General features: G+C 44.0%; 28 protein-coding genes and 2 tRNA genes. 5 read left to right on the top strand and 25 right to left on the bottom strand.

Annotated elements, in window-relative coordinates; translation table 11 throughout:
- The 3 genes from A3756_RS26290 to A3756_RS24145 form a co-directional block, all read right to left on the bottom strand.
- The coding region (locus tag A3756_RS26290) for a GNA1162 family protein (protein WP_197481512.1) at positions 1–157 on the bottom strand (157 nt) is incomplete at its 3' end.
- On the bottom strand, positions 154–561 hold the full coding sequence (locus A3756_RS24150) for a DUF4810 domain-containing protein (protein WP_068515868.1): 408 nt from the start codon (positions 559–561) through the stop codon (positions 154–156). The genes A3756_RS24150 and A3756_RS26290, both read right to left, overlap by 4 nt.
- A 28-nt stretch (positions 562–589) precedes the next feature.
- Positions 590–1,273 (bottom strand): CsgG/HfaB family protein, encoded by a 684-nt coding sequence (locus tag A3756_RS24145; RefSeq protein WP_068515864.1) that lies wholly within the window; start codon positions 1,271–1,273, stop codon positions 590–592.
- A 156-nt stretch (positions 1,274–1,429) separates the two neighbouring features.
- Between A3756_RS24145 and hisA the strand changes: the two genes are divergently transcribed.
- A complete protein-coding gene (hisA, locus tag A3756_RS24140; RefSeq protein WP_068515862.1) occupies positions 1,430–2,188 on the top strand; it encodes a phosphoribosylformimino-5-aminoimidazole carboxamide ribotide isomerase in 759 nt (252 codons plus the stop codon).
- Here hisA and A3756_RS24135 read toward each other — a convergent pair whose 3' ends face one another.
- A complete protein-coding gene (locus tag A3756_RS24135) occupies positions 2,189–3,397 on the bottom strand; it encodes a methyltransferase (protein ID WP_068515858.1) in 1,209 nt (402 codons plus the stop codon). It abuts the gene before it with no gap.
- Positions 3,398–3,656: 259 nt separating this feature from the next.
- Between A3756_RS24135 and A3756_RS24130 the strand changes: the two genes are divergently transcribed.
- Entirely contained in the window at positions 3,657–4,055 is a 399-nt protein-coding gene (locus A3756_RS24130; protein WP_068515856.1) for a hypothetical protein, read from the top strand.
- A gap of 15 nt (positions 4,056–4,070) precedes the next feature.
- Here the strand turns inward: A3756_RS24130 and A3756_RS24125 are convergent, their stop codons facing one another.
- The 12 genes from A3756_RS24125 to A3756_RS24070 form a co-directional block, all read right to left on the bottom strand.
- Complete coding sequence (locus A3756_RS24125; RefSeq protein ID WP_068515853.1) at positions 4,071–4,472, bottom strand: hypothetical protein; 402 nt, start codon at positions 4,470–4,472, stop codon at positions 4,071–4,073.
- 76 nt (positions 4,473–4,548) lie between these two features.
- A complete protein-coding gene (locus A3756_RS24120; RefSeq protein WP_068515850.1) occupies positions 4,549–5,178 on the bottom strand; it encodes a hypothetical protein in 630 nt (209 codons plus the stop codon).
- 15 nt (positions 5,179–5,193) lie between these two features.
- Positions 5,194–6,123 (bottom strand): glutathione S-transferase family protein, encoded by a 930-nt coding sequence (locus A3756_RS24115; protein WP_068515846.1) that lies wholly within the window; start codon positions 6,121–6,123, stop codon positions 5,194–5,196.
- A gap of 552 nt (positions 6,124–6,675) precedes the next feature.
- Positions 6,676–6,752, bottom strand: a tRNA-Met gene (locus A3756_RS24110).
- An 80-nt stretch (positions 6,753–6,832) separates the two neighbouring features.
- On the bottom strand, positions 6,833–7,927 hold the full coding sequence (gene ychF / locus A3756_RS24105; RefSeq protein WP_068515844.1) for a redox-regulated ATPase YchF: 1,095 nt from the start codon (positions 7,925–7,927) through the stop codon (positions 6,833–6,835).
- 138 nt (positions 7,928–8,065) lie between these two features.
- Positions 8,066–8,653 carry an aminoacyl-tRNA hydrolase gene (pth, locus tag A3756_RS24100; RefSeq protein ID WP_068515841.1) on the bottom strand — a complete coding sequence of 196 codons (588 nt, stop codon included), beginning with the start codon at positions 8,651–8,653 and terminating at the stop codon, positions 8,066–8,068.
- Positions 8,654–8,696: 43 nt separating this feature from the next.
- Positions 8,697–9,335, bottom strand: coding sequence for a 50S ribosomal protein L25/general stress protein Ctc (locus tag A3756_RS24095; RefSeq protein WP_068515838.1), 639 nt, complete (start codon positions 9,333–9,335; stop codon positions 8,697–8,699).
- Positions 9,336–9,480: 145 nt separating this feature from the next.
- Positions 9,481–10,425, bottom strand: a complete 945-nt coding sequence (locus A3756_RS24090; protein WP_068515835.1) for a ribose-phosphate pyrophosphokinase — start codon at positions 10,423–10,425, stop codon at positions 9,481–9,483.
- A 148-nt stretch (positions 10,426–10,573) separates the two neighbouring features.
- Positions 10,574–10,648: transfer RNA gene (locus tag A3756_RS24085), tRNA-Gln, on the bottom strand.
- 31 nt (positions 10,649–10,679) lie between these two features.
- Entirely contained in the window at positions 10,680–11,621 is a 942-nt protein-coding gene (gene ispE / locus A3756_RS24080) for a 4-(cytidine 5'-diphospho)-2-C-methyl-D-erythritol kinase (RefSeq protein WP_068515833.1), read from the bottom strand.
- A complete protein-coding gene (gene lolB, locus A3756_RS24075) occupies positions 11,606–12,190 on the bottom strand; it encodes a lipoprotein insertase outer membrane protein LolB (protein WP_197470009.1) in 585 nt (194 codons plus the stop codon). Before lolB ends, ispE begins: the two co-directional genes overlap by 16 nt.
- Before the next feature lie 69 nt (positions 12,191–12,259).
- Positions 12,260–14,107, bottom strand: coding sequence for a tetratricopeptide repeat protein (locus tag A3756_RS24070; protein ID WP_068554904.1), 1,848 nt, complete (start codon positions 14,105–14,107; stop codon positions 12,260–12,262).
- A gap of 250 nt (positions 14,108–14,357) precedes the next feature.
- Between A3756_RS24070 and hemA the strand changes: the two genes are divergently transcribed.
- From hemA to A3756_RS24055, 3 genes are all read left to right on the top strand, one after another.
- Positions 14,358–15,623, top strand: a complete 1,266-nt coding sequence (gene hemA, locus A3756_RS24065) for a glutamyl-tRNA reductase (protein ID WP_068515824.1) — start codon at positions 14,358–14,360, stop codon at positions 15,621–15,623.
- Between the two features lie 100 nt (positions 15,624–15,723).
- Entirely contained in the window at positions 15,724–16,572 is an 849-nt protein-coding gene (locus A3756_RS24060) for an acyl-CoA dehydrogenase (protein ID WP_068515820.1), read from the top strand.
- 21 nt (positions 16,573–16,593) lie between these two features.
- Positions 16,594–17,472: a CoA ester lyase gene (locus tag A3756_RS24055; RefSeq protein ID WP_068515818.1), complete on the top strand. Its 879-nt coding sequence runs from the start codon at positions 16,594–16,596 to the stop codon at positions 17,470–17,472.
- A gap of 48 nt (positions 17,473–17,520) precedes the next feature.
- On the opposite strand, the gene A3756_RS24050 is transcribed toward A3756_RS24055, so the two are convergent.
- The 9 genes from A3756_RS24050 to lexA all read right to left on the bottom strand — a co-directional run.
- Positions 17,521–18,393: an ABC transporter substrate-binding protein gene (locus tag A3756_RS24050; protein ID WP_068515816.1), complete on the bottom strand. Its 873-nt coding sequence runs from the start codon at positions 18,391–18,393 to the stop codon at positions 17,521–17,523.
- 74 nt (positions 18,394–18,467) lie between these two features.
- Complete coding sequence (gene glnK / locus A3756_RS24045) at positions 18,468–18,806, bottom strand: P-II family nitrogen regulator (protein ID WP_068509576.1); 339 nt, start codon at positions 18,804–18,806, stop codon at positions 18,468–18,470.
- A 70-nt stretch (positions 18,807–18,876) separates the two neighbouring features.
- A complete protein-coding gene (locus A3756_RS24040; protein WP_068509573.1) occupies positions 18,877–19,353 on the bottom strand; it encodes an FKBP-type peptidyl-prolyl cis-trans isomerase in 477 nt (158 codons plus the stop codon).
- Between the two features lie 45 nt (positions 19,354–19,398).
- Entirely contained in the window at positions 19,399–19,860 is a 462-nt protein-coding gene (locus A3756_RS24035; RefSeq protein ID WP_068509571.1) for a flavodoxin family protein, read from the bottom strand.
- Positions 19,861–19,929: 69 nt separating this feature from the next.
- Positions 19,930–21,102 carry an alanine--glyoxylate aminotransferase family protein gene (locus A3756_RS24030; RefSeq protein ID WP_082865477.1) on the bottom strand — a complete coding sequence of 391 codons (1,173 nt, stop codon included), beginning with the start codon at positions 21,100–21,102 and terminating at the stop codon, positions 19,930–19,932.
- Between the two features lie 197 nt (positions 21,103–21,299).
- Entirely contained in the window at positions 21,300–22,115 is an 816-nt protein-coding gene (locus A3756_RS24025) for an outer membrane lipoprotein-sorting protein (RefSeq protein ID WP_068515813.1), read from the bottom strand.
- Positions 22,116–22,319: 204 nt separating this feature from the next.
- On the bottom strand, positions 22,320–24,701 hold the full coding sequence (locus A3756_RS24020; protein WP_068515811.1) for an RND family transporter: 2,382 nt from the start codon (positions 24,699–24,701) through the stop codon (positions 22,320–22,322).
- A 358-nt stretch (positions 24,702–25,059) separates the two neighbouring features.
- Entirely contained in the window at positions 25,060–25,572 is a 513-nt protein-coding gene (locus A3756_RS24015; protein ID WP_068511125.1) for a cell division inhibitor SulA, read from the bottom strand.
- On the bottom strand, positions 25,569–25,935 hold a 367-nt coding region (gene lexA, locus A3756_RS24010), incomplete at its 5' end, for a transcriptional repressor LexA (RefSeq protein WP_068554902.1). The genes A3756_RS24015 and lexA, both read right to left, overlap by 4 nt.

Here is a 25,935-nt window from a genome sequence, read left to right as displayed (position 1 = left end):
GTGCATTAACTTCGACAGAGCTATTATTGGGTGGAATTACCAGAATAGAGGTCGGTTTGCTTTGCTTAAGGGCCGTGTAGTCATAACCTTTAACGGCACAACCGGATAAAACTCCAAAAGCAAGTATTGAAATAACTAAGAACTTGAATCCCTTCATTTTGTTTTCTCCTTATGATGGCTGTTAGATGCTTCCAAGGCGGTGTCTTGCATGTTGGAGCGAGTCAGAATGCCGTCAACAAATACGCTAGATTCAGGGTACAGTGCTTTTTCTTGTAGCAAAGCGCTTTTTGCCAGGCCAGGGTTTCCGGCTTGAGCGTGAACCATTCCTAAGTGAGCATATAGGCCGGGAGGAACTTTCATCCCTTTATTTTCTGCTCGCTCTATAGTTAGGTTTAGTTTATAGATCTGCGTGGCAGTATCTGCTTCGCCGGGGTTGAGGTAAATATCGTAAACGATTTCTTGGTAATCACCCCAATAGTACAAATTACTATGAGTTGAACATGCTTGAGCCAAAAGAATGACCGCCATTGCAGCGATCAACTTGATATTAATGTATTTCATCGAACTTCCTTATGTCGATAGTTAGTTGCTATTTTTCAACAGACCAAACGCCGGACTCTAGATCTCTAACTAAATTATTAATGGCTTCGGTAATCGCGAAGTTAAGAACTTTGCCATTAAGCGTTGCATCATAACCCGCTGTGCCACCGAAACCGATGACTTCGCGATTGCTCAGTGCATACTCTCCGGCACCTTGTGTTGAATAGATTATTTGGCTGGTTGTTACGTCAATGATATTGATGGAAACTTTGGCATAAGCAATTTGCTCCTTTCCGCGCCCCAAGATACCAAATAGTTGCTTGTCACCAACTTCTTTACGGCCAAACTCCGAGACTGCGCCTGAAACGACATATCTTGCGCCCGTAATGTTTTGCTTTTGACCGCGATAGGCAGCTTCTTGCTCAAGCTCTTTCATCGCGTCACGGTCAACAAGGTTGAATCTGTTCGTTTGTTGAAGGTGGGTCTTTAAGATGGTCTTGCCTTGCGAACCTAGGCGATCGCCACCAGAAGAAAATAGACCCTGCATATAGTTTGAACGGTTATTAAAATTGCCTACTACCATGGCTGTTTTCTTACCACTATAGTTTGTTTGATAGCTGGCAACTCGATCTGGTTGAATAGCTCGCTTACTTTCCGTTGCGCAGGCGCTAAGGAGTACAAAAAGTGAAACTAAGGAAATTACTTTGCTAAAACGTAAGGAGAAATTCTTCATAATTAAGGTCCTTCAGGTAGGTTTGCTCCAAAGATTATCACAGCAACAAGCCTAGGTGTACTGGATTAATCTTCAATATGGGGCGAATCACCCCGCTTAATTGGGTATAATATGCGCCAGTTTTATTTTTATCTCATTCTGTAAAAGAGGCCTCCTTTGACCCAGTTTCGTCCCTGTATCGATTTACATCAAGGCAAAGTAAAGCAAATTGTTGGTGGTAGCTTGAATGACCAAGGTGCCGATACTAATTTTGTGAGTGCTTATGATGCGGCTTACTATGCTTCCTTATACAAGGAGCATAACTTACAAGGTGGGCATGTTATTGCACTAGGCCCAGGAAATAAGGACGAAGCACTTAAGGCACTATCGGCCTGGCCTCAAGGTTTACAATTTGGCGGGGGCGTTAATCATGAAAATGCCAGCGAGTTTTTGGAAGCAGGTGCGTCGCATTTGATCGTCACGTCTTACCTCTTCGAAGATGGGGAGCTATCTTCTGACAGAATTGAAAAGATAAAAGCGGAGACGGGAGCGGAGCGTTTAGTGATGGATCTGAGTTGCCGAAAAACCGAATCGGGTTGGAATATTGCGACGGATCGTTGGCAAACAGTGACCCGTACTCAGATTACCAAGAATACCCTCGCTGAGTTGGCAGGGCACTGCAATGAGTTTTTAATACATGCTGCCGATGTTGAAGGGCTACAAGCAGGAATTGATGAGGACCTGGTTTCTTTATTAGGAGAAATTTCCCCCATTCCAGTCACTTACGCTGGCGGTGCACGTTCTTTCGAAGACTTAAAATTGGTTCATCAGTTATCTGGCGGCAAGGTTGATCTGACAATAGGGAGTGCCTTGGATATTTTTGGGGGGGCGGGGCTTACACTTGATGAGTGCATCTCATGGAATGAAAATCGCTAGCTAGGTTTTGTTTTTCAAATGGGCCTTAATCAGAAAGTTTCTGGGGCTGACTGAACTCTCACAGAATGTCGATATTTGGCAATGATAGCCATTTTCCTCCAGAAACAAGCAGCGATCCAGTACCAGCCAGGTTTCCAACGCGCGCCTAAATAACATCCTTACCAGCTCTAGTTTTTCGTATTCTTGATACTTGGTTTGCCCCAGAGATTGGTAGTGTAAAAAGTCTATTGTTTGCGGCAGGTCAATATCTTTTAGCTGCGCACATTTTTTGCAAAAACGTTCGAAGCCTTCTTGAAGAATACGAATGCTGAGAGAGGGGCAAGGAAGGTATTGATCAGTATGTCTGATATCTTTTTGGAGCGTATCAAAGCCGAGTCGCCAAGCTTGTAGTTGTTTGCGCTTTCGGGTTTCAGCGGCCGATGCCGTATTACACTGTCTTGTCGCTAAACGCAAATCCTCATTGCTTAGGCTCAGTAGGGTAGTTCGGCCTACAAGTGATAGCGCCTGGTAGTTTTCAGAGCTATTGAAGCGGTGATAGCAGCATGGTGAGAAGGTCATTCTGTTAGAGTGACTTTCTACACCTTGCTTTAGCATATGTACATGCAGGCCACCGCAGGCATGCAAGGCAATTAGGTGATGGTTAGCTTCAAGCAGCTGAGACAGGTCATCATTCAATACATCACACTCTAGCGCCACAGTTTGATTGCTCAATTTTCTGGTGCGGGAAAGGATATTTGCCTGATTGACTAGCTGCGTATCAATCTCTAAACCGGTGACTTTTTGCTTGTATAGCTCTGATATTAATCGACCTAAATGCAACTTTCCGCAACACCATTCAATAAGCGGCGTTGTGGGTGGAGATTGGCTTTTGATAAAGGACTTTATCTGCGCTGCTTTTCTGCCAGGAATTCCTGTATCCCAAAATGCGGGTAGTTCTACTTCCTTTGTTGCTTTTGATGTCTCTGAAGCTGGAACGCTAATAAGTGAAAGGAGTTCAGACGCCACGGGGAAATAATTGGCTGCCGAGGCTAGTAAGTCCTGATCAGAAAGCTGAAGCGTATCAATATCATCTGAGCTAAGTGAACGTAACCAGGCTTGCAATTCGGGGTAATCATCCAAGCGAGAGTCAATACTAGAAAAAGCAGGCGGCTTCCAAAGATGCTCATAGCGTTTAAGGATTTGATCTAATTTCGTAAAACGAGCTTTCATCTGAATAAAAAGTTCTTAGGAGATCTTTAGATTATAAATTAGATATTCTATGACGAACGGATGCAAACACTTAAGCGCTTTTGTTTCGTTTGTTATCGAATTGTTACCCAGGTATGGAGCATGTGAGACGCTGGCCGATAAGGTTAATAAGGCTAGCGTAAGCGTCAGCTCAAGTTATCAGGCAAGCAAATTGCATCCAAACTTCATAAGCGTATAAAAGGCAAAAAACTGCCGAAAAATTGGCATTGAGAGGTGGATCATGGGTATTAATGCACAAGAACTCAATGATTATGTAATTCGTCCCGCACTCGCGGCTTTGGATGAACGCTCCCAATTTGCAGAACATTACTTATTGAAGCTAGCTTCTAAACGTTCCTCTTACGGTGAGCACTTGGTAGCCTCGAAGCAGTCTGATGGTTTAGGTATTTATGCGATTAGTCCTGAAAGTCACACCGCTTTATGGGATGAGTATTTAGCTTTTCAACCAGACCTGGCGAGTACCGTACGGGGTTTGGCTTCGCAAAGGGCATTTTTGGAAAACCCTCATGCTGAACTTGCAACCAATCTTGTTTATGCAAGCGCGATAGCCTGGTTGTTGACTCAGTACCGTAAGAATTGTGAGCAAGACCCGGTATCTGGATATGAGGATATTGCCTGATTTTCAAAGCAATTCTTAGAACGGCTTTACCTTGGCTATCTCTTCTTTCAAGCGTCGCTTATATTCATCCTGATCTTCGATATCTTTTAACTTTGCATAGATGGTTTGTAAGTCTTGTTTGTACTGTTTCATCTTCTTTACATCGTCGCTTAAGAAAATCGTATAAGCTTTCATTGAAAAGCCCAAGACCAGGATGAAAGGGAGCGATAGAAGTGAAATGGAATGTAGGGTCAGAACCACTAGCCACTTAAGCAAGCCAGAAACACTGTTCCTGTTATACAACGGTAAAGTGAGGGCGTTGGTCCAGACTGAATAGTTTTTTCGAAGAGCTTCAAGAGCTTTTTTGTGGCCGACCCAAGACGGTGTAAACATCGCAAGTAGATCATAGTCTTTGCCGTTATCGAGCCGAATACGCATATTGAAACCTTCAGAATATACAGAGGGAATTATAGTAAAGGTCTAGCAGGAATATGCCAAGTAATGAGGAACTATTTTATAGCTCCTGTGGTGCTTTGTTGAGGGGGGCTATTCGTGATTCGTTATACTGCTCTAAAGGAATTATTCGATATCCATCAGCTATTTGTAGTATCTTACTTCCCGCTGCCGATACTTTCTTTAAGCCTATAACAAACCCTACCAACAGACCTATACCGATGAGTACTAAGCCTATAATGGTGATAATTAACCAGCGATTGATACTGTCGACAATCGGCGTTACGGTTTCGTCCCGAACTGTTTTAAGTGACTGAGTTAGCAGCTCATTTGAAGGCTGTTGAGCCTTCTTAATGGTTTCGGGAAAGCTACCAGCTGCCCGATTGAGTTTGTTGGTCATGCTGTCTACTTTATCGGCCAAGTCATTAATCAAACGCAACTGCTCGGGAGAGAGATCCTGAAGATTTTCTGAAACCTCATCCAGGGCAAGAGATAGCTTTTCGCTAGCTTCTCGGAGAACTATGCCTGACTCCTTCAACTCCTTGATCTCAATATTAATAGAGACATATTTTCCAAGGTCTTCAGAGGGCTGTTCAGGTGAAGGCATCTCTATCGAATTTGCATAAAGCTTTGCGCTGATACTTAAGCTAAACAGTATTAGTATAAGGAGGGAGGTCGTAACGGCTTTCATTATAGGCTTGTCCTGTTATTGCTTTGGAAGGCGGATATTTACATCCACGGCATTACTAGGAAAGTGCAAATGTATCAAGCCAGTTTCCGGGTTGTTACGAGAAATAATCCAGCGCTGGCTGTCGACGCCTACTAAGGTTCCCGTTACGGGTACCTGTCGGTAGTCACTAGGTGCGATAACAACCTTACTGCCAATTCTATGGTCTGAGGTGTAACGCTTGTCTAGTTGCCGAGGTTGGGCTTCTCTCCCGATATCGATCGCCGTATCGATACTAATTTCATTGTCAGGAGAGTTGGTGAAAGCCTTCATTTTTTGGTACCAAGCCAACGCGGCTGTATTCTTGGAAATATCCTTTTTAAGGCCGACTTCCGTCAGAAACCAGAAACAATGATAAGCAGAGAAGTCTAGAATATTCGGTGTGTTACCACCGATAAACTCATTCGAGCTTAAGTTTTCTGATAGATAGCTTAGACCTTGCTTAATATGTTTGTTGGCTGATCTAGGGCTGCCGAGGGATACCGAGGCTTTGGCGCCCATTTCTATCCTGTCTTTCAAGAACAGAAGTAAATTCCATAAGCCTTTGTCTTTAGCAATACGTCGAAGTAATGATAAAGAGAATGCTTTATTTACACATGCAAAAAATAGCTTTGATTCAAGCCATTGTCTTTCAGTTAGAAGGCCTTGATTCAGAGCTTCGTTGGCTAACGATGGTTCGTCAGCGATAGCGGCGAGTTCATCAGCTATAAGGCTCGTATCACAAAAAATATCAGCTCCCACCTGTGCCACTGGTATTCTGTTATAACCTCCTGAAAGTAAGTCCAGTTTGCCTCGTGGCGGCGCTTCTGAGGTCAGACAGGAGGACCACTCTTGGTTGGTATAGCCAAGCATCGCTCTTATTTTTTCAGAGAAAGGAGACAGAGGGTAGTGGTGCAGTATTATGCTCATTGAAGATGTTCCAGAATAACAGGCTTAGTTGATATCCAGGCTATCTAAGCATAAAACTGTCTCGTGGTATAGTTCGCAATGCAAACTGCTGTATTTGGCTGTTGTGGCTAGGTGCTAGAACCAGGAGTGACGTATAGGCCGCTTCCGGAAAAACTGGCTCGATGACCTACATTGGTTAGCCTTAGTTTGTGTGATAAGGCTGCTACGTGTTTTGAGCAAGGTAATATGTTTTGAATATAAAGTGGTAATAAGCTCTGGATTGCTTTTTCTAATGAAAATCAGGTTAGTCGAAAGGCTGTTCTTGTTTCGTTGGAACTGAGAGTATGTGAATTATGTCGACTATCTATTCATGATATAAACGAATAACTCGAATATAGTTTGTGAATAAAATCCACTAATCTTTTAGGCTTGGACGGAATGTATGGTCGTTAATTTGACGAGGAGAGCGCTCTAAACTGTAGGGAGTAATAGGGGGTTAAGTCGTTAAGTAGAAGCACAAATAAAAACAGCCAGCTGACGCGAAGTCTAACTGACTGTATTTATTAGAATAATTGGTGGCTACACCGGGATTCGAACCTGGGACCCCATCATTATGAGTGATGTGCTCTAACCAACTGAGCTATGTAGCCAAAAGAGGCGCGTATTCTCTTGTTTTTACTGGAACTTGTCAAGCCAAAAATTTATAAAAAATACGCTTATATGCTATTGCTTAAACGTTGAAGCGGAAATGGATTACATCGCCATCTTGTACGATGTATTCTTTGCCTTCCAGACGCCATTTACCTGCGTCTTTGGCGCCGGCTTCACCGTTATTGTCGATAAAGTCATCATAGGCAATTACTTCGGCCCGAATGAAGCCTTTTTCGAAGTCTGTGTGAATCACTGCAGCGGCTTTAGGGGCAGGGTCGCCTTGCTTCATTGTCCAGGCGCGAACTTCTTTTACACCTGCAGTGAAGTAGGTTTGTAGACCAAGTAGCTCGTAGCCAGCTCTAATGACACGATCAAGGCCTGGCTCTTCCATGCCAAGGTCTGCTAAAAATTCATCGCGTTCTTCGTCATCCAGCTCAGCAATTTCTGCTTCTAGCTTATTACAGATCACGACGACTACAGCGTTTTCTTCTGCTGCGATTTCACGAACTTTATCTAGGTGAGGGTTGTCTTCAAAACCGTCTTCATCAACGTTGGCAATATACATTGTAGGCTTGATTGTAAGCAGGCAAAGCTCTTTGATAATTGCTAGTTCATCATCATTCAAACCAAGGCCGCGAACCGCTTTTGCTTCGTTCAAGTGAGGGAGTAGTTTATCCTCAAGTAGGCTCAGAGCATTCTTCGCATCTTTATCACCGCTCTTGGCTGTTCTGGTGAAACGCTTGATAGCCTTTTCTACGGTATCAAGGTCAGATAAAGCAAGCTCGGTATTAATTACATCAACGTCGGCTTGAGGGTTCACCTTGGCAGAAACGTGAACAACGTTTTCATCTTCGAAGCAGCGTACAACGTGAGCGATAGCGTCTGTTTCTCTAATATTAGCCAGGAACTGGTTACCGAGGCCTTCGCCTTTAGATGCGCCTTCTACTAGACCGGCAATATCAACAAACTCCATTGTAGTTTGGATAACCTTCGCTGGGCTGACAATGGCTGCAAGCTTGTCTAGGCGAGGGTCTGGCATGCCAACAACACCAGCGTTAGGTTCGATAGTACAGAAAGGAAAGTTTTCTGCGCCGATACCTGCTTTGGTAAGTGCGTTGAATAAGGTTGATTTGCCGACGTTAGGAAGGCCGACGATGCCGCAGTTAAAACCCATAATCTGAATCCCAGGCTGTAAAGTATAATTAGAAAAATTGGGCGCAAGTATACAGTAGGGTAGCGGGACAGTTAAGTATAAAAGATGAGCGCTTAGTGCTATTTTTTGTAATGCTGCTAAGGAATGCGAGTAATGGGCTTATTCTGCTTTAAAGCTATGGAGTTTTTGCATGGCCTTTTGCCAATCGCCACCAATGACTTCTTTCAGGTGCCTATCTGCTTCGTCGATACACGCAGAGAGTTGCTCGGCTTCTTTGGCTGTTGGTTTGCCAAGAACATGTCCGGTTACTTTGCTTGCATGGCCGGGGTGACCAATACCTAGACGCAAGCGCTTAAAGTTTTTGTTGCCGCCAAACTTCTCGATAATGTCTCGTAGGCCGTTGTTGCCTCCATGACCGCCGCCTTGTTTTAGCTTCATGGTGCCGCACGGGATATCGAGTTCGTCATGGGCGACGAGTACTTCTTCAGGGGAAATCTTAAAAAACTGGCAGATTGCCTGGACAGATTGTCCACTACGATTCATGAAGGTCGTCGGGAACAAGAGGTGTAGATCCTGGCCTTGAATATTAACTTTGGCATGAAGTCCGTGGAACTTCTTTTCTGGCTTAAGGTTTTGCTGATGTGCTTCAGCGATCTGGGCCAGAAAGATGGCGCCAGCATTATGGCGGGTGTTTTCGTATTCGGGGCCGGGATTACCCAGCCCCACAATCAGCTTGATTTGACTCATCGGAGCTTCTCTGACGCTATCAATTCATGCCGGATACAGAGAATTACTCTGCATCACCTTCTGCAGCTGCTTCACCAGCTTCGTCTTCAGCTTTACCCTTTGGAGTATGTACTGAACAAATTGGAAGATCGTGGTCAGCACCTTGCTGTAGTGCAGCAAGTGTAACGCCTTCAGGAAGTTTAAGGTCTGAAAGGTGAAGGATAGTTTCTGCTTCAACTTCAGTCATATCAACTTCGATGAACTCAGGCAAGTTACCAGGTAGGCAAATTACTTCAGCTTCAACCTGCTGGTGAGAGATCTTACCACCGCCCAACTTAACACCAACACAAGCGTCTTCGTTTGTGAAGTGAAGTGGAACGTGCACATGGATAGCTTTGTCCATATCAACACGCAGGAAGTCAGCGTGCATAACATCACCACGTGATGGGTGACGCTGAAGATCTTTCAGGATTGCTGGCTCTTCGTTGCCGTCTACACTGATTGTTAGAACGTGAGAGTAGAACGCTTCGTTTTCAAGCGATTTCTTGATCTCGTTTTCTTTCAGGCTAAGTGCGATAGGGTCTTTACCAGCGCCGTAAAGGATAGCTGGTACTAGGTTCTCAAGACGACGCAGGCGGCGGCTCGCACCTTTCCCCTGATCTGCTCGAGCTGTTGCGTTTACTACGAATGATGCTTCACTCATTTTTCTTTCCTCAAAGTTCACTAATATTCGCCCGCGACCAGACTAAATACCGTGAAGGTTAAAATAGAAAAAGCACCGAGGTGCTTTTTCCTGTACATCTATACCTGATTGAATCAGGTCTTAAGCGATTGTTTTAATTAATGTCTTAATCAAACAAGGCACTGATAGATTCTTCATTACTAATACGACGAATTGACTCTGCCAATAGGTCTGAAATTGTAAGCTGGCGGATTCTATCACAATTCATGGCTTTGTCACTAAGAGGAATTGTATCTGTGACGATCAACTCATCTAGTGATGACTTAGCAATGTTCTCGATAGCTGGGCCAGATAGCACGGGATGCGTAATGTAAGCGTAAACTTTCTTGGCGCCGTGTTCCTTTAGGGCGTCAGCAGCTTTACATAGGGTGCCAGCGGTATCGACCATGTCATCGATCAGTAGACAGGTTTTGTCTTCAACGTCACCGATAATGTGCATTACTTGAGAAACGTTAGCTTGAGGGCGTCGTTTGTCGATAATTGCCAGGTCAACATCACCAAGACGTTTTGCCATCGCGCGTGCACGAACAACACCGCCAACGTCTGGGCTAACAACCATAAAGTCGTCTTGAATGCGGCGTTGAATGTCATCAACAAGAACGGGGGTGCCGTAAATGTTATCTACCGGAATATCAAAGAAGCCCTGAATCTGGTCTGCGTGCAAGTCAACCGTTAATACTCGGTCAACGCCAGCGCCTGTGATCATGTCTGCTACCACTTTTGCGGTAATCGCAACACGTGTTGAGCGAACGCGTCGATCTTGGCGAGCGTAACCAAAATAAGGAACAACTGCAGTAATACGTGAGGCAGAAGCTCTACGTAGTGCATCAGTCATTACGATAAGCTCCATTAGGTTATCGTTGGTTGGTGCGCAGGTAGGCTGAATGATGAATACATCTTTACCACGTACATTTTCGTTGATTTCAACCGTGACTTCGCCGTCGCTAAATTTACCGACCTTAGCATTGCCCAGTGGTAGACGTAGTGCATCGACAACTTGTTGAGCCAGTTCGCGGTTGGCATTACCGGTAAATACCATCATTCTTGGCATGCGAGTTCAAGACCTCTTGAGTGTTTCGGCTTTCAGCTCTTTCAAGCAGTTTCCCGGGCTGAATAGTAAAAATACTAATACAGTAGTTTAGACCTCATCCGGAAGGTTTCTAGCTGTTTGCTTGATTGTTTTCTGAGCTGGGAAAATATGGCTGGGGTAGCAGGATTCGAACCTGCGCATGACGGGATCAAAACCCGTTGCCTTACCGCTTGGCGATACCCCAATAATCGTGTTGCTATTAACGAAGCGCTATCTTACGAATGGTCCCTTGCGAACCTTTTAGCTTCATCTAGCCTTTGAATTGCAGGAGAGAGATTGACTCCCTTGGCTATAAAGCCTTTGAATTTAGACTTAGCTTCATTCAAAACCTGTTTTGCTGTTGCCTCGTCTTTGACGATGCAGAAACAGCACGCTCCCGTTCCTGTAAGTCTAGCAATACCAAACTGGCTTAGCCACTGTATTGCCTCCTTGATTTGTGGGTATAGTTCTGAGATCAGTGCTTCGAAATCGTTGCGATACTCATCGCTAAGAAATTTCTCTGAACTGGTATCTAAACCATGTCCCTCAAGAGCGGGCGCTATTCTCTTCTTTGGCGTGTCTCTTGTCAACCTTTCATGCGAAAAAATTTTAGCCGTGTTGACGTGGCAATCGGGGGTCAATACAACGAACCATTCTTCGCTCATTGGAATTGGGCAGAGTTCATCTCCTATTCCTTCAGCCCAGGCGCTGCGGCCTTCAACAAAAACGGGCACATCGGCACCTATCTTTGCCGCTATTTTGGCTAATTGACATTCTTCGAGTTCAAGTCCCCATAGATGATTGAGCGCGATAAGTGTTGTTGCCGCGTTGGAACTTCCACCACCGAGCCCGCCGCCCATTGGTAGACTTTTTTCTAGATGAATCTTGGCGCCTAATAAGTGGCTACCTTTATCGAGTAGAATGCCTGCTTCTTTGAGTCTTTGTGCGGCGATAAAAATCAGGTTTTCTTCAGGAGGAATGTCGGCAATTTCCGGGGTGATTTCTATTTTTCCACTTTGATTGGCAGAAAAATGAAGCATGTCACCGCGGTCTAATAACTGAAAAACAGTTTGTAGCTCATGATAGCCTGGGTGCGATTGCTCAGGCCCTCGTCTGCCATTGATGTGCAAGAACAGGTTTAGCTTGGCTGGAGATGTCAGGCTTAAAGTCGGGTCCATTGTTTAATCGCTAGAATAATTCGCACCTTATCTCGTTCGAGCTTAATCTTTCCGGGCAGTGGAAGGCCGTCGATGAGGGTGTGTTTGCTGAAAGTTAAGTGCCAACCATTTTGTATTAGGCTGGCAGGGTAGCCCTGAGCGTCAAATTCTAACTCGTGTTGGCTGTCGGCAACAGGAATTCCTTTAACCCACCAGGGCAGTAATGAAATCGGAAGAGGAAACCCTAAAGCCTGATAGATCAAGAGATCTGGTTCATACGAGCTGACAGGCTGCTCACCGGCTTCGATAATCGTTAATAAATGAGGGTTTCCCTGTAGCTTGGATGCGCCAAGGCCGAAAAAGGTTGAGGAAAGGTCGATCACAAAGCTTGATTCAGCTTGGTGCCATTGATTGATTGCTACAGTAAGGGATTCTTCAGGTGTTCTTATGCCAATCTTGCCAATGAGTTTCCAGTTTCGGATGTTATCAATCTTTTGGGCGGTAAGAGGCCATTCAATTGGAGTTTCTCTTGATGTTTTGTGAGGTACGGTTTGTTGAAGGCTGGTGCATGCAGATAAAACGAGCGTCATTAGTATGAACAGCGCCCGGGTGAGGTGAGTGCTCGTTTTACTTGAAATGCCTAGAGCTATCATTACAAACTATTCTTTGGGCGCTTCGGGTGTTACTTGCTCGGTTTCGGGAGTTGAAGCTGAGCTGGTTTCTTTGTTAGTAGCTTGTTCATCTTCCGTGGGCGGATTCTCAATTATAATTAGTAATTCAGGGTCGAGTCTGTTGATGGTCTCAAGAAGTACTTCGTGTTCAGGATACTTCCGAAGAACATTGCTCCAAACATCTCGAGCCTCTGTTGTTTGATTTAGAGACCAAAGAACTTCACCCAAGTGTGCTGCGACTTCTCCATCCTGGAATTGTTGAAAGGCCTTGAACAAGAATACCAATGCTTCTTTATTTTGCTTAAGTCGATATAGTACCCAGCCCATGCTATCTAAAATGGCGGGGTTATTCGGCTTGAGCGCTAAAGCTTTTTGAATTAGTTCAAATGCTTCTTGAGTACGATCGGTTCGGTCGGCCAAGGTGTAGCCAAGTGCATTGATAGCAATCGCATTGTTCGGGTTCAGTTCTATTAGCTTTCTTAGATCTTGCTCCATTCCTGCCAAATCATCGTCTGCTTCTCGATTCATTGCTCGAGCGTAGAGTAGCTGGTCATCTTCGGGGAATGCTTGAATGGCGGCGTTGAGTGAGGCATTCATGCGGTCTGTTTCACCTGCACTAGATAGTAATTTAACTTCCAGTAGCCATAACTTAAGAGGGCTTGCTCCAGGTTTCTTTCTCAATTCAGCGAGTCTGTTTAGCATCTCGTCTTGCTGTTCGTTGTGAACCATTAGGAAACTTGAGCGCTCAAGAGATACTTCATAATGAACGCCAGCGCTTACTTTCTGGTAGAGATCGATAGCGTCATTGAAATTACCTTGGCTGTCAGCAATACGGGCTAAATAATAGTAGGCTTCATTAGCGTGTTGATTGGAGTCGATTAGCTGCTCGAAAGCTGCAGAAGCCTCTTCAACTTTTTTATTCTCTAGCATGACAATAGCGTGCGATAGTTTTAACCGCGATGCTTGGGGGTATTTAGTCAGTAGTGAATAGAATACCTCCTCGGCGTCATCGAGTTGTTTGTTTTCTATTAGCATTGTTGCATATAGACGACCAAGATTATGATTTGAGGGGAAATCGTCAAACTTGTCACCTGCATATTCAATAGCCTCTTCCAGTTGACCTTTATCATAGAGAACGTTGGCCTTGAGGACTGAGGCTGCTTCGAATTCTGGTGCGGCGTTTAGTATAGGCTCGATGATTTCAAGTGCCGCGTCGTATTCTTTCAAATTGCGTTGAGTGAGTGCGTAGCTATATCCAATCTCATGATTGTTAGGGTATTTTGCATATAAAGATTGATAAAGTAGGAGGATGGCTTCTTTATCTTCAAGAGGGAGGGCGCTTGAGCTGACTGCAAGGCCGTCTACTCGGGCATCACCGCCAAGCTCGATAATCTTTTCGATATGTTGCATGGCCTGTTCGTATTCGCGAGAAAGGGAATACTGATAGGTCAGAAGTTGATGTGCCGGAATGCTGTCTGGCTTTATATCAACCCAAAGGATTGCCATTTCCTTTATGGCCTCCATGTCTTTCATGTATTGAGCTGCATTTACAGCACGCTTAACAACACCTAAATCTCTTGTCATGCGCGCTTGTTGGATATAGTTAAGCAAGGTGATATTGAATTCTTGACGCTGGACAGCAACCTCTGCAACAAGCAGGTCGTAGAGCGTGTCTTTATTTAGGTCGAAATCTTGATACTCTGGAGATGTCTCAGATGAAAGCTTTTCACTACTTGCGGTGGTATCTGTCTCAGATTGCTTTGCTTTCATTAGGCTAGAGCAGGCGCTGAGTGAGAAAAGTGATGAAATTAATATAAGTTTGAGTAGTGCTTTCAATCTGAATCTCTTTTAAATAATTGAGGCTTGACGAGTTTTATGATGACAGATGGGTTTAAGGTGTCAACTTACCGTTCGTATAGTTTGGCCATGTGCTAGGGTTCATTTGTTTGAACTACTTTTTGTCGTGCTGTCGAGGCTTTAATCATAAAATAAGTGGCTTCTAGCTCTAAGAACTTGCTCTGTGTCATTGGCTTTCTATGTATTCTATTTGTAGAATAGCCGCTTTAAATCAAATTGCTTGGTATACATGTCGTTTTTGGCGTTTGGAATTAATCATAAGACTGCAACTGTCGACGTTCGAGAGAAAGTTGCGTTTGATTTACAACGTCTCGATATCGCGTTGGAGTCAATCAAAAAACTGCCGAATGTTAATGAAGCGGTTATTTTATCGACATGTAACCGAACAGAAATATACTGTGCTGGCAATCATGCAATTGATGTTGCGATGTTGCAGACTTGGTTGGCTGACTATCATTGTGTTAATTCAGAAGACCTCGAAAACTGTAGCTTTGTCTATGATGGTAAAGATGTGGTTGTTCATTTAATGCGTGTTGCTGCTGGCTTGGACTCTCTTGTTCTGGGAGAGCCACAGATTTTAGGGCAGCTGAAATCAGCCTATGCTTCAGCACAAGAATATCAGGCTGTTCAAGGGAAACTAGGTCGGCTCTTTGAACATTGTTTCTCTGTCGCCAAGAAAGTACGCACTGATACGGCGATTGGTGAAAACCCAGTGTCGGTCGCCGCTGCTGCCGTCAATATGGCTCGCCAGCTCTTCTCAGATTTTTCAGACAATACTGCTTTACTTATCGGGGCGGGTAAAACCACTGAGTTAGTGGCTAGGCACCTGAAACAAAGTGGTATTAAAAAGATCATAATTGCAAATCGAACGCTGGCTCGTGCCCAGGATCTGTCGAGTCTGGTTGAAGGTGAGGCAGCTTTATTAGGTGATATTCCAGATTTATTAATCGATGCCGATATTGTGATTGCGTCGACGGCTAGCTCCTTGCCTATATTAGGCAAGGGGGCTGTAGAGAGAGCTTTAAAGCATCGTAAGCACCGACCTTTCTTTATGGTGGATATAGCGGTACCAAGAGATATTGAACCTCAGGTAGGAGAGTTATCTGATGTTTACCTTTATACCGTTGATGACTTAAAAGATGTTATTGATGAGAATGTAAAAAACCGAGAAGGCGCTGCTCAAGAAGCTGAGCGGATGATTCTTGAGGGAAGTGAATATTTTCTTAATCGTCAGCGTGTTTCTTCAGTTGGTGATAGTTTGAAACGCTTTAGATCACATGCAGAGACGCTTCAGCAGAAGGAATTAGAGCGCGCTCTAAATGCCTTGCGTGGAGGTGCGGACGCCGAACAGGTAATTACTCAATTATCTAGGGGCTTAACGAATAAACTAATTCACCATCCTACGATTAGTGTTAGACGAGCAGCTGAAGATGGCAAGAATGAAAAAGCAGATTGGTTGTTAGATTTGTTTGGTATCGAGTCATTAAGTGATTAGTTTCTGCATTATTATGTGTTGCGCTTAAATTTCCAGTTCGAACATATTCGTAAATCAAATATATAAGAATTTTAGCTATAAAAGATCCAAGGGAGTCTCTATGAGCGATATAGATATTGAGTACTTGCAGCAGTGGGTAGGAAAGCAAGAAACCAAAGAAGATGATATTAGTCTTTTTCAGGCGCAAGCTTTGGCTGCGGCACTTGATAACGAGACTCTACCCGAGAAAGGTGATGCCTTACCTCCATTTTGGGAGTGGATGTATTTTCTGCCAACGCCAAAAGCCAGTGCAACAGGTGTTGATGGGCACCCGGATAAAGGTGGCTTTTTACCCCCTGTACCACTTCCTCGCAGGATGTGGGCGGCCGGTGAGGTTGAGTGTCATAAGGCTTTGATTATTGGCCAGCCGGCCTCTCGATTATCGACGATTGAATCTGTTGAACTTAAAACGGGTAGTACCGGCGTGTTGGTTTTCGTTAATGTTCGCCATGATATTTCACAAGCGGGTGAGCTGTGTATCAGCCAGGTACAGAATATTGTTTACCGGGAGCAACCAACAGAAAGAGCTGAGTTGCCACCAGGCAAGCCTGCGCTTTCTGAAGCCGATTTTTCGCAAGAAATCACGCCAAACCCAGTGTTGCTATACCGCTACTCGGCGCTGACTTATAACGGCCATCGTATTCATTATGATCGCGACTACGCGGTAAACGAAGAGCTGTATCCTGCCTTGGTTGTTCATGGGCCATTGCTGGTGACTTTATTGTTAGAACTTAAACGTCATAATATTGCCGATAAATCTTTGAAAACCTTCAAGTTCCGAGCGGTTAGACCGACGTTTGATACCTCGGTGTTTACCGTGTCTGGTAAGCGGGATGGCGATGATTTATCCCTATGGTCTGCTGATAATGATGGTTTTACTTGTATGACAATTAAAGCAAGTTTGGCCTAAGGATTCGTGAGCGAGAATAAAATGAAGAAATTAGACTACCCAGGCTGGCGTACGGCCTTGTTTATCCCTGTGCACATTGAGAAATTCGTCGCCAAAGCGCATACGCGTGGTGCTGATGCTTATATTCTGGACTTGGAAGATAGTGTTCCGCTAGAGCAAAAAGCAGAAGCTCGAGAGTGTGTGGTCCCGGCTGCGAAAACGGTTAGCCAGGATGGTGCTGCTGCATTGGTAAGAATCAACCTTGATGAGCGCTTTGCCATGGGCGATGTTGTCGCGTCGGTCAGTGAGCATGTTAGCGCGATTGTAGTGCCAAAGGTTGAGTCTGCTGACCAGTTACGGAAGTTCGCCGCTAAGATTTCTAAATTGGAACAGGAGCGAAATATTCCTCAAGGGCATACAGCGATTATTGCAATGATTGAGTCGGTTGATGCTTTACCCAAACTGGATGAAATCGCCTCAGCAGACCCGCGTGTTGTGGCGATGACTTTAGGCTCTGAAGATTTCTCGGCGACAGCTGGCATGCAGCCACTTCCTCAAACCTTGTTGCTGCCAAATCAGATGCTGGCATTTGCTTGTCGTCGTGCCAACATTATGCCTTTGGGTTTTCCAGGTTCGATAGCTGACTACAGCGATATTGATGCATTTACTGAAACGGTTAAGTTTGCCAAGCAGCTAGGTTTTGTAGGAGCCTTCTGTATTCATCCTAAGCAAGTAGAAGTCATTAATGCAGTATTGACGCCTAGCGCGGAAGAGGTAGAACATGCTGAAGGTTTGCTTGCAGCATTTGAAGCAGGCTTGGCTGCAGGCAAGGGAGCTGTTGAATATAAAGGCAAGATGATTGATTTGCCGGTTGTAGAGCGGGCAAGAGAATTATTGAGAAATGCTAAAGCTTTAGCATAGCCGACCTCTTTACTAGTGAGGGCTTGCTTATAGTGAGCCTCTTTCTAATTACTTAAAATATTTTTGATAAACCGTCTGAGTATATCCGCTTTCTTGTAAGTGCTTTAATGCTTGTTGGAATTGATAAGCAGCGGAGCCTTTATGGGGACTGGTTTTTTGATTGTTAAAGCCTAAAGCGCTGTTTTTATCAAATCTGCTATTTTGTTGTTGCTTAAAGTGTTTTGAATTAATAGAGAAGGCCGCTTTTAACGAAGAGTATTCCTTCTCAATTGCATTTGGGTGAAGCCGAAGGCCAATGTCACTAAACTGCTTAATGCGGTTTCGTTTTAAGTAATAATCCAAGATATCTATATCATATACGTAGAAATTACCTCTACCTAGTTTCAGTGCCTGAATTGCTTTATCAATAGGCAACTTGCCCATTTTCTGAATGCTTACTTGAGGAGCACCTTTGGCATATTCAGCGGAGCTACCTCCTAAAGGGACAAGCAAAGTACCTTTCGCCTTCTTAAAGTCTTTTATTTCGAAGTCTGTAATGTCTGAGACTAAGGCTTGTTTCGATAGAAAGCCATTGTCCAGCCAATATAAAAACTGTGATCTTTTTTCTGAAAAACCAGACGAGGGATAGAAATCGATATCACCTTCTTTAAGGTGATGATAAACACGTTTTTTAGGTAACCTTACGATTTCAAGTGAGAGTCCTATCATCTCTGCTGCTTTAGAGAAAAGTTCTCGGTATGCACCGCTATTATCATTTTTGTTGCCGATATAGGGCGGTTTGCTGCCTTCTTTATAGCCAAGAATGATAGTAGATTTATTGTCGGGAGAGGTAAGCGAAGTTTTTTCTTGTGAATAGCTAAGAGAGGCTTGTAAAGAAAGAAGAAAGCTTAGAATGAATACCCATCTTGTTGGATGTTTCATTTGTGCCTCCTTTTAGTTAGCTGCTTTGAAGCTGAAACAATGCGAGTAGCTCACTACTCGCATTATAGGCTTATCTATACAGCGTCACTACCGGTTTCGCCAGTACGGATTCGAATCACTTGCTCAAGTGATGAAACAAATATCTTTCCGTCGCCGATCTTTCCAGTATTGGCTGCATTTGTCATCGCTTCGATAACTTTATCTAGCATATCTTCACTGATCGCTACTTCTAGTTTAACTTTTGGTAGAAAGTCTACAACGTACTCAGCGCCACGATACAACTCTGTATGACCTTTCTGGCGACCAAATCCTTTAACTTCAGTAACTGTTATACCCTGAACACCGATTTCTGATAGTGCTTCACGTACATCATCAAGTTTAAAAGGTTTGATTATCGCAGTAACAAGCTTCATTCTATTCTCCGTTATCTTAAAAAGACTCGTAATTGTTCTGTTACGAGTAGTTATATCTCACTATAGTTGTTTATTCATTGATGCCAAGCAACTCAACATCAAAAATTAGTACCGAGCCAGCCGGGATGGCGCCAGCAGCTCTATTTCCGTAGCCAAGTTCGCTCGGAATAAATAATCGGGTCTTCTCGCCAACCACCATAAGTTGCAGACCTTCAGTCCAGCCTTTGATAACTTGATTCAAGCCAAAAGAGATAGGTTGTCCGCGAGCTACGGAACTATCAAAGACAGTGCCATCAGTTAAGGTGCCATGATAATGAACTTTAACTTTATCGTTTGCAGTAGGGTGGGCTTCTCCCGTACCGGCTTGAAGTACCTTATATTGAAGACCCGACTCGGTTGTGACAACGCCTTCTTTGGTCATGTTTTGGGCAAGAAACTCACTGCCTAATTGTTGATTCTCAACGGCTAGCTTTTTGTTTTGATTAGTGCGGTGGACGATGAATGCTGCAAGTGCAACAACAAGTATGACAACAATGATTTTTAACACGGGTGATTTGCCTTTTATTAAATCGGTATTGGAATGAAATAGATTCTAAATGATTCCCTGATCAAGTGCACATGCCATTGCGCCACCTAATTCCGAGCAATGGCTCTCAAACTCTTTTTGGTAAGCGCCTTTTAGTAAAAGGGGCTCCTGTACCCATCGCCACTTAAGGCCAGTGGTAATGGTTTCGAGAGCACGAATTGTACCTGTGCCATCATGACCGGCTCTAATATACGCGGCACAGGGTAAGCCTTGTTTCGCTTCTAAGCATGGGTAATAGCAACGGTCGAAGAAATCTTTGAGGGCACCACTCATGTAGCCTAGATTCTCGGTAGTGCCGAGTATAATGGCGTCTGCACTTAGTACATCTTCTGCTTGTGTTTCAAAAGGAGTTTTCGACTTGAATTCAACTTGCTCAAGAGCTTGGCTGATGACACCCTGGCACAGAGCTTGTTGTAGGGCTTGTGTATTTTCAGACGGGCTGTGGGCGACCAAAAGGAGTTTTTTCATTTCGCTTTGCTTGAGATACAAAGCTTAGGGTAGGAGTGGATTACTCATACCCTAGCCCTGTCTATTGGGTTATGGGTATGCATTCTCTACTGCAGACATTGCAGCGTCGACATCGCAGCTATGTCCAAGTTCGTTAAGCACCGCGCCTAAAGAGCTAACGCAGTAATCAACGTTTTTACGATTACAGCCATTGCCCATTAAGCCGATTCGCCATGCTTTGCCAGCAAACTTACCTAGCCCTGCACCAAGTTCCAAGTCGTACTGGTTAAGTAGTGTTGATCTAACAGTCGCATCATCAATACCTTCTGGAATCTTCACTGCATTAAGTTGAGATAGGCGAATATCTTTAGGCACTAGCATTTCAATGCCGAGCGCTTCTAGACCAGCAACCAGTGCCTTATGGTGCAGCTCATGACGTTCCCAAGCGCTTTCCAAACCTTCTTCTTTAAGAATTAATAGCGATTCGTGTAGTGCATACAAACTGTTAACTGGCGCAGTATGGTGATAAGTACGCTTAGCACCTTCACCCCAATAGTCCATGACCAGGTTTAGATCGAGGAACCAGCTGTAGTTCTTAGAGCTTTTGGCTTTGATCTTTTCAATTGCTTTAGTGCTAAAACTGACCGGAGAGAGACCTGGGATACAAGATAAGCACTTTTGAGTGCCTGAATAAATTGCGTCTATGCCCCAGTCATCAACTTGAACATCAGAACCGCCTAAAGAGGTGACGGCATCAACGATTGAAAGACAGTTATGTTGTTGAGCTATTGCACATAAGGCTTTTGCATCAGAGCGAACACCGGTAGAGGTTTCAGCGTGAACAAAAGCGATCATTGAAATATCAGGATTTTCTGAAAGCTTCTGGTCTACTACTTCTGGCTCAACAGCTTCGCCCCACTCAAATTCGATGGCTTCAACCTGAGCACCTGCGCGAGTCGCGACTTCTTTCATGCGCATGCCAAATACGCCGTTAATGCAGACAAGAATTTTGTCACCCGGCTCAACCATATTCATAAAGCAGGTTTCCATACCAGATGAACCTGGTGCAGATACCGGAATCGTAAGTTCGTTTTTGGTTTGGAAAACGTACTGAAGAAGAGATTTTATCTCATTCATTAGCGATACAAAGCTAGGGTCCATATGACCGATGGTTTGCTGAGATAGTGCTTTAAGTACTCTTTCGGAAACATCTGACGGGCCAGGGCCCATTAAGATGCGGTTTGGAGCGTGAAATGATTGCATAGTTCGGGTGCTGCCTGTGTTACTGGTTAGTTCTGTATTATTTTATTAAAAATATGAAGATGCCAGTATAGACGCGAGAGTATGACAGGGCGATGTTTATGCAGCTAAAAAAGAAAAAATGTACAAACAATCACATTATCTGTGACTGGATGTACATTTTTTGCAGTGCTGTTTAGGTCAATAGAGCGGAAATTAGACTAGCGAGCGCGCTTCAAGCTGTTCTTGGTGAAGTCACTATCACTTAGCCCGGTAGAAAACTGAAAATTGCTCCAGATTAAGTCAGTGCTTTTACCTGTCTGGTGATTCTGCATCTTCATCACATTCGGGCGCCAGTATTGGTCAAGATATTGATTGTAATCACTAGAGTTGAGGGTCTTTAGTAGCGCTTTTTTACGGTCATAAAATTCAATTTTATGGACGCGGTATTCACTCTGGTCGATCCAGGCAATTTGGCTTGTGTAGCCAGAGTTTTTATCTGTTGGGAAGCGTTTAACAACAAAGCAGGTTTCTGTGCCACACGCTTCGTCTTTTAAGTACTCATAGCTATACTTTTCAACTTCTTGTGAGCTTAAGTCTTCGAAGGCAAACTCACTTCCCATGAATGGGCCAGACTTGTTTTTAGACGCGATTCGCTTAACACGCTTTAGTGCTGGTAGGAATAACCACTGATCATCCGCATCAACTTTGTGCGAGAACGTCAGTAAAGCAGTACCACGAACAGTTTTAGGCTCATCAAATATGGTTAAGCCTTTGTCACCATCATTTTCGACTTCGAGGGATTTTACGCGCAAAACACGAACACTTTCTTCACCACGTTTGTTGCGTAAGGTCATCGTCATGTCAGCAGTAGAGTCCTTCCAACCAGTGTTTCGCTTATCAGATTCAATGGCGATAGCTAAACCTTTTTCTTGAGGTGTTTCTGCAAAGGTGTTGCCTGAGAGGCTCAAGGCAGTAAAGCAGGATAATATCGCGATGGATTTCTTTACACCGCGAGCAGAAAGGTTAGATAGCATGGATATTGTCCTCGGTCTTGTTATCTTGTTAGTTGGCACTGCAGCAGCATCATTGAGAAACTATATGATGATGCTAGAAGCTAGCGCCTATTAGATACGAAAATGTCGATTAGTTAAACTGAAATCCCTTACTTCGTTTGGAACGGTACTTTCCATGAGTAGAAAGTAGCACTATCAGTTTGTTGAGTTACCTTTTTAGGTGACTTAGCCATTTAAGGGTGCTCTTTGATCTAGGATACCTTGATCATCGATTGTTAAATCTTGCTTAGCTTTTTTACGTTTACTTCCAACCAAAAACAGTAAAAGCGGTGGAAGGAAGAAAAAATCAACAAGTAAAGCGACAACGATGGTTACGGCCGTCATCAGTCCCATATCGGAGTTCATAGAGAAGTCGGATATAGCTAATACAGCAAAGTTCGCAAATAGAATAAATGTGGTGACCAACAGCGCAACGCCAACTGTACTAAAGGCATAGCGAATCGCATCCTCGGTAGATAGCTGATTCTCTCGCTTGGCACGTAAAAATTTACTTAAAAAGTGAACGGTGTAGTCGACGACGATCCCCAAGGTCATTCCGAATACAACAGATAGTCCAATACCGATTTGTGCAACGGTCATTCCCCAAACACCAAAAGCAACTAAGGCCGGAAGGAGATTGGGAAGTAGGCTAACAAAGCCGTAATATGCAGAGCGTAAACTGAAAGCCAACACAACAGAGATAATGATTAAAGCGATAAATGTACCTTGTAGCATGGAGCGAATGTTATTCTGACCAATATGAGCGAACATGATATCGCTACTTATCCCGTGGGAAAATTTAAGGCTAGGAATATTTTCGGAAAACCAGCTCTGAGCACGTTCTTCCAAAGCGAGAAGCTCCGAAGTAGATGTTTTCGCTAGATAGCCTGTTAAACGAGTCTTGGCTTTGTTGATGTCCACTTGATTGTTCAAGTCGAGTCCGTAAGGGAGTGACATTTCATAAAGTAATAAATACTGTGAGGCGAGCTCTGCATTATCAGGGAGTTTATATGCGCTAGGGTCATCACCATGCATATTTTTGTTCAGACGCTTCATGACATCAGTAAAGGTCGAGACGTGTTGAACTTCTGGTTGAAGCTTTAACCAGTTTGCTGCCTTTTCAAGGTTTGCCAAATACTCAGGCTCGTTGATTCCACCTTCTTCCTCGGCTTCAACAATAAAGGATATGTAGCCTAAGCCGGTGAGCCTTTCTCTGGTAAAATCAGCTGCCTGTCTTTGTCTCATTGGCTCGTCAAAATACTCGACCCATACGTCATTCAATTCGTTTTGAGGTAAGAAAGAAATGCTGCCAGCCATAATAACCATTGTGCCAATGAGTAGACGTTTAGAGTGTTTGATGACCCAGTTTGATAGCGTAACTGTCCAGCCGCCTTCTTTATGCTCGCGTGATTGAACTCGGAATGGCAGAAGCATAATGAGTGCAGGCAGTAGCAATACAGAGAATCCCCATGCACCAATTACGCCTAAGGCGACAATATTTCCTAAGTCCCGGAAGGGAGGGGAGTCGCTAAAGTTCAGAGACAAGAAACCAATTACGGTTGTGACACTGGTTAAAAAAACGGGTTGCTGATTGATACGTAAGCTTTCGATAACAGCCTGAGCCTTGGTTTTCCCTGACTGCATTTGCTGGAAGAAAGATGCCAGGATATGAATCGAATCGGCGATTGCTAGTGTCAGAATCATTGTTGGTGCATTGGCGGATGCGGTGGTGATATCCATACCCAGCCACGCAGAGATACCAAGCGCGAATAGGATTGAAGTAATAATGACAACTATGATGGAAAAGCTACCTGAGAAGACCGTAATGATGCTCCGGCTTGCAGCAAACATGTAGATCGCAATGCAGGTGATGGCGATCAAAAATGCTAAGGGGACGATATGCGATAAGTCATACATCGCCGCATCTTTGAAGGCATTGTCAAAGATGATTTGTCCGGTCACATATACAGTCAGGTCGGGATACTTTTGATTTAAATGAGCTTGAATCTCGTAGGCTGCAGCGGCTACTTCGGGTGTTTCTTTACTAGGATCCAGCCCAGGCATTTCCATAGAAACGTTGACGCCGGTAACATCGGCGTTAGCGGCGATGAGGCGCCCGGCAATTGAGGGCTCATTGAGTGCGACACTCTTTGCGTACGCAATTTCACTGCTCGATAAATTGCTTGCATCTGTAACCAGGTTGTCTACCAAAAGGTCATCGTCTTCTGCAATAGTGTGTTGGTAATTGGTAATAGAGTCCACGCGTATTGAGTAGGGAAGTTGCCAAGACATTTCGGTAAGCTCTTCAATGATGCTTAAAGTCTCTCGAGTAAATATATGGCCATCTTGGGGGGCGAGGACAAACATGACGTTGTCACTTTTTGTAAAGGTTGCCTGTAAATCTTCGAAGGCTTTTAGGTGGGGATTATCATCACTAAAATAAATCCGGTAGTCGGAGCTAAATTTTGTTTGCGGTAAACCTGTGGCGGCAAGAAATACCACAAGCAATGAGGCGAATACCACCAGTAAGCGAAACTTAACAAGAAAATGGCTTATGCGTTCAATCATAGCGTAACCTACCTAATGTTTCTATTGCCGCAGAATGCCTGTAGCGAGCATGATAACTATACTTAAAGGTTGTGACCGGCGGTCATGAATTTAGAATACTACGCTTTGAACAGTGTGAATACAATGAATAAAGATATTTGAAGCTAAGAATAACTTTTCTAAATATGGAAAAGTAATAATGCTAATGGCTTAATAATGGGATAATTGCTGTGACGGAAAATCTTCTTATAGGTCTTATAGTATTGGCTTGAGAAAAATAAGTTTCGATCCTTGAAACTTTAATAGTGGTCACTAAGTGCGAGGGCTAGCGACTAACAGAAAACGAGTAGAAAACTTTATATGTTGCGTACAAAGGTGATTATCTGGAACGTAGTACTATTCCATGGCTATTTCCTTTTGCAGACGCCCCCTCAAGCGAGTCAAACTCTTCATTTGATAGGGAGTTTGTCCAGGCAATTACTGCGTGGCAGGTGCCTGCTTCAAGCGCGCGTTTGCTTAATTCTATCGCCGATATAGATTCAGATGAGCGAAGAATCATAATTTCTTCCATTGCAAGCCCCTGGTGTTGTTCTTGCCACTTTTTGAGCAGTTGAATAGGCGGGTCAATCCAGGCAAGCCAGCGTTGTTCCTGATTTAACTGGCTCAGCATAGGAAGAACCATTTGAATGCAGTCAGCCTTATCTTTAGCGATGATAATTTCCGTGACATTTGCTGCGACATGCTCAGTCTGCTCGTTGCTTAGAGAGGCGCCAGAAGTTGAAGAACTTAAAGGTTGAGCAGGGTAAGTTAGCTGTACCGGGCTTTGGCCAAATTGGTTAATAGTATTTAGGTCGTCAAGATAGTCTGACTCATAAATAGATAGCTGCTTCATTGGATACCCTCCTTACGGATAACGCCTACGCCCAGACCTTCAATTACTACATCTTGTTCTCTCAGGTCGATCACGATGGGATCAAACTCTTCATTCTCGGCAATAAGCTCAACGATGTGTTTGTTTTTATTGAGACGTTTAACCGTTACTTCTTCGCCCACTCTGGCAACGACTATTTGCCCATTTCGAGCTGTTTCGGTTTTATGGACTGCAAGCAAATCTCCGTCGAGTATGCCGATATCCTTCATGCTTTCACCTCTTACGCGTAATAAGTAGTCAGCAGAAGGAGAGAAAAACTCTGGCGCAAGTGTGCAGTAGTCTTCGATATTTTCCTCACCTAAAATCGGGTTACCAGCAGCGACT

The sequence above is a fragment of the Oleiphilus sp. HI0086 genome (genome assembly GCF_001635225.1).
The sequence above is the reverse complement of the archived record's forward strand: the minus strand, read 5'-3'. Positions and strand labels throughout refer to the sequence as shown.